The 4,164-nt window shown below is 50.7% G+C and carries 5 protein-coding genes; 2 read left to right on the top strand and 3 right to left on the bottom strand.

Going from position 1 to position 4,164, the window contains the following annotated elements:
* A partial coding sequence (locus tag CRO75_RS32035) for a hypothetical protein (RefSeq protein ID WP_177409820.1) occupies positions 1-409 on the bottom strand: 409 nt, incomplete at its 3' end.
* Positions 410-649: 240 nt separating this feature from the next.
* Here CRO75_RS32035 and CRO75_RS32040 point away from each other — a divergent pair.
* The gene (locus CRO75_RS32040) at positions 650-1,237 is read left to right on the top strand and encodes a cysteine dioxygenase family protein (RefSeq protein WP_097140638.1); all 588 of its coding nucleotides are present in this window, start codon (positions 650-652) and stop codon (positions 1,235-1,237) included.
* 459 nt (positions 1,238-1,696) lie between these two features.
* The gene (locus CRO75_RS32045; protein WP_097140640.1) at positions 1,697-2,794 is read left to right on the top strand and encodes an HD domain-containing phosphohydrolase; all 1,098 of its coding nucleotides are present in this window, start codon (positions 1,697-1,699) and stop codon (positions 2,792-2,794) included.
* Positions 2,795-2,953: 159 nt separating this feature from the next.
* On the opposite strand, the gene CRO75_RS32050 is transcribed toward CRO75_RS32045, so the two are convergent.
* Both CRO75_RS32050 and CRO75_RS32055 read right to left on the bottom strand, forming a co-directional pair.
* Positions 2,954-3,682, bottom strand: coding sequence for a carbonic anhydrase (locus tag CRO75_RS32050; protein ID WP_097140642.1), 729 nt, complete (start codon positions 3,680-3,682; stop codon positions 2,954-2,956).
* Between the two features lie 222 nt (positions 3,683-3,904).
* Positions 3,905-4,164: transposase (locus tag CRO75_RS32055; RefSeq protein WP_143504332.1), on the bottom strand; the 260-nt coding region annotated here is incomplete at its 5' end.

Below are 4,164 nucleotides of genomic sequence, written 5' to 3' on the forward strand. Positions count from 1 at the left end.
CCCCCCCCCCACCAGACGACGCAAGAGCAATACCACCGACCAAGACACCAGCAGTGAGACCGATGGTAGTCCAGTCGGGACTTGTACCGTTCATCCAAAAACTAGCAAGACCGCTGTCTTCCTTCTCGCCTGGCACAGCGTCCTGACCGCCTCCCTGCACCTCAGCCTCCTGCCCTCCCTTGGCCTCTACTACTTCCTCTTCCTCTTCCTCTTCCTCTTCCTCTTCCTCCTCCGCACCAAGCCGACGCCGCATTGCCAAACGGTAAGCAGCCTGCTTGGCCTTTAGCTCAGCAAGCACATTTTCAAATTGCTCCGCCCCCCCAGCAACAGCACTCCCTTGCACTTTAACAAGAGAAGGAACGTCATCCTTAGACGGTTGGGATTGAGCATCATCGGCAGTAATTTTCATCTATCGCTCCAACAAAAAAACGAACACCAGCCACCCCATTTGAAAGAACAGGCATAGCGTAGAGATTTGAATAAATTCGGTCAGGAATCTTACCGCTTACAGAACATAAGCCCCACCAACAACATCGCTATAGAGTGGCGATAATGAATCTGGCATAGCGATCACCACAGCAAGACCATGTCATCTTATGAGGCTCCGAAAAGCTCTTAAATAATCGAAAAACCGAAGGAAACGTTACATATGCCAACTAATTTTCAAGGCAAAGACAAATTAATTGCATCGTTTGATGCAGCTGCTTCCCTACATTCCTCCACATCGGTTACTAAAGCTCTGCGCCTCGCGCTATGCAAACTAGCAACCGACAACTCAGTAGAACTGCCATCACACCTCTTTAAAGCGATAGCTGGCCGCTATGCGCGCCACGAACTACATACTAGCCAGGAGCACGGCTACAGCGTTATCGCAATGACATGGCCCCCTGGCCAAGGCACTCAAATTCACGATCATTCAGGCCTGTGGTGCGTAGAAGGCATTTGGCATGGATGTCTGGAAATTACTCAATATGAATTAGCTGAAAAAATCGACCAACGCTATCGATTTACTACCACTAGCACCAACATAGCCAATGCCGGATCATCCGACAGCTTGATCCCTCCAAATGAATACCACGCCGTGCGCAATCCGCACGATCAAGTTGCAGTTTCTCTTCACATCTATCAACGCCCCCTGACCCACTGCGGCATCTATACACCAGAAGTAAGCACCAGAGGGCCAGAATACTGGCACACCCGCACAGAGCGAGTATTGGTCAACGACAATCTCGCCTGACGTCTTTCGACGCTGAGAAAAAACCACTCCAATACAACTTGCCGAATCCTCCGCAAGCAACAAAACACCTCGCTCAGCGCGGGGCCGCGACAACCTAACTTCGGCCATGTGACCCTGCACAGGACAACCACATGGCCAACCTCGCCGACAGATAAGCCATATCTATGTTAGCGCCCGGTTCAGGCGCCTTTTCCAATTCACTTATCAATCTTATCACCTAAGATCGAAGTCAAAACGCTCGCAACCTGTCATCGCTCTCCAAGGCCTCGCCATTTTAGCGGCATTAGTTCTGAGCCAGGAATGGAGCGCAAGCGAGCCGCCAAACCCAATACTTCATACTGTATTTTTATGAGTTTGACTGTAGGACTTCTGATTCGCTATAAGACTGCAATCAAGCCCTGAAAACTATGCATACAGCATAGGACATGTATACAGCCCAACAGCACAGGAGGAAGACGCATGGGCACGCTAATTCGGAGGCCGGTAGTTCTGGTGATCGACGAAGCACCAGCACAGCTGCGATTGATGAGCGCAATACTTAAAAACAATTACTGTGTCAAAACCGCCAGCAGCAACACACAAGCCTTAAAACTGATCGATGAAAATTTACCGGACTTGATTTTACTTGACAGCATGATGCTGAAGATGGGGGACCCTGCAATAACAAGATACCTCAAAGCCAACCTACAAGTACGTAATGTCCCATTGATTCTTCTGATGCCAAAAACCGAGACGGTGAGCGAAGACAGCCGCTATGGCCTAAGTCTAGGGGCCGCCGACTACATCACTAAGCCAGTTAGCCCTCCTATAGTGTTGGCAAGAGTCCAACATTATCTATGGCAGAAGACGCTCGCAGACCTTCTGCGCAACCAAAACATTTATCTTCAGGCAGAAATAACGCGCCGCACTCAACAAGTACAAGCCGCCCAAGATGCCGCAATGCTAGCTTTGGCTTCTCTGGCGGGAACCCGCGACAGCGAAACTGGAAAACATGTTAAGCGCACCCAACGCTACGTCCGAGCACTGGCCAAACACCTACAATCACACCCCAAATATGCAAAGGAACTGTGCGAAGAGAATATTGACCTACTGTTCAAATCAGCCCCGTTGCATGACATTGGCAAAGTTGGTATTCCTGATCATATTTTGCTGAAGCCGGGGAAATTGACTACAGATGAATTCGAAATAATGAAGACCCACACCGTCTTAGGCAGGGACGCAATATCCGACACAGAGGCGGAGCTAGGCATCCCACTTGGCTTTTTGCGCTACGCTAAGGAAATAGCCTACTCCCATCAGGAAAAATGGGACGGCTCCGGATATCCGCAAGGTTTAAGCGGGGAAGATATTCCATTATCGGCCCGACTGATGGCCTTGGCCGATACCTACGATGCACTTATAAGCAAACGTATCTATAAACCCGGCATGAGCCATGCCGAAGCATTGCAGGTCATATGCGACGGCAGCGGTAGTCATTTCGATCCTGAAATGGTTCAAGCTTTTCTTGAAATTAACGAACAGTTTTTTGAAATTTCTACTATTTGGGCCGACACCTGAGGAGACAGCCGGAAGAATGGGCGTCCAGACAGGCTAGTGCTGCTGTAGCTGTGGCCAACGACCGTAACCGTCCGGGCAACACACCTTCCTGATGCCATCGCTTAAGGCGATGGTGTGTAGTGGTCTAATGACCACTACACTACACCCTCTTAAGTCGTTTTACTGCAGAATCACCCGCCCATTTAGAGACTGCACCGGCCTATTATTGGGATTGTGCATTACGGCTTTGAAGGCATCGATTTGGGTTTGGCTCACCTCGACCGGTTGCTTCATAACCAGCCAGCGAACTCCCTCCGAACAGGGCGGCGTGGTGAGAGAACCGTTGAAGCGGTAGTAGTCACGGCGCTTGGGCAGCAATTGCTCCGCCGAGAGAGGAGCACTGAGAGGTTGGATCTCGCCAACCTTGGCTGGTAACGCGCTTAAGGCCTCTGCCAATGCCGCATTGGACTTGCCAGCCTTGAACATCACAGCAACAACCGCAATCTCTCCCTTGTCATTGACGTGCACCAGATGCCCTTCCAACGGATAGGATTTCCCTTCGATGAGGTTTTCACTCGGCGCGTGGAAGTGGAACTGTTTGAGCTCAAAACTCATGCCATCGACTTGCAATGTGCTGCCCGGAACATAACCAACCTGTACGGTATGACCGTTGTTGACCACTGTTTTGCCACCAACCTTATAATGAATGACCAGCGGCGCCAATTTGGCATCAACCATTCCTTCCAAATCGACCGGCGATTGGTTACTACCGGCGCATTGGTCAAACTCGGGTGTCAGTTTGGCCCACTGTTCAGGGCCTGCCTCACCTTGATACTCCCAATGGGGGGTCGCCAGAATTGCTGGGGAAAACAGACAGCACAGCGAACTGGCCAATAGTACTTTTTTCATCACTTGTCCTTTACAGTCCGTAAAAATCCGAATTCAGAGATCTAATTATCAAGGTGAGCCAACCCCAAATCGATGTCCTCAAGGCTGTGAAGCACAACTCCAATATCAGGCCGGTGCAGCTTCTAAAAGGGCGGAGGGGTTCTGCAGTAACAACACTTAAATCGTGTGCAAAGCTTAGCGTTCGTTCTTTCCGTTTCGCCGAGACCTATAGGGCGTTCTCAATCAGGCCAGCCAAATGACGGCTGACACGAGGCTCAACATCGCCTGATAGTTCCTGGCTAGTCGCTCATATCGGGTCGCTACCCGACGGAACTGCTTCAGCTTCAAGAAGAAACGCTCCACCAGGTTGCGCGCCTTGTACAGATGCCGATCCAGTGTGCGAGGGTACAGACGATTCCTTTTGGATGGGATCACGGCCTCAACCCCTCTGCACTGGATCGCATCGACGAAGGCGGCGCAGTCATAGCCTTTGTCTGCCAATA

The sequence above is a fragment of the Pseudomonas sp. LAMO17WK12:I10 genome, from assembly GCF_900215185.1.
GTDB lineage: Bacteria > Pseudomonadota > Gammaproteobacteria > Pseudomonadales > Pseudomonadaceae > Aquipseudomonas > Aquipseudomonas chlororaphis.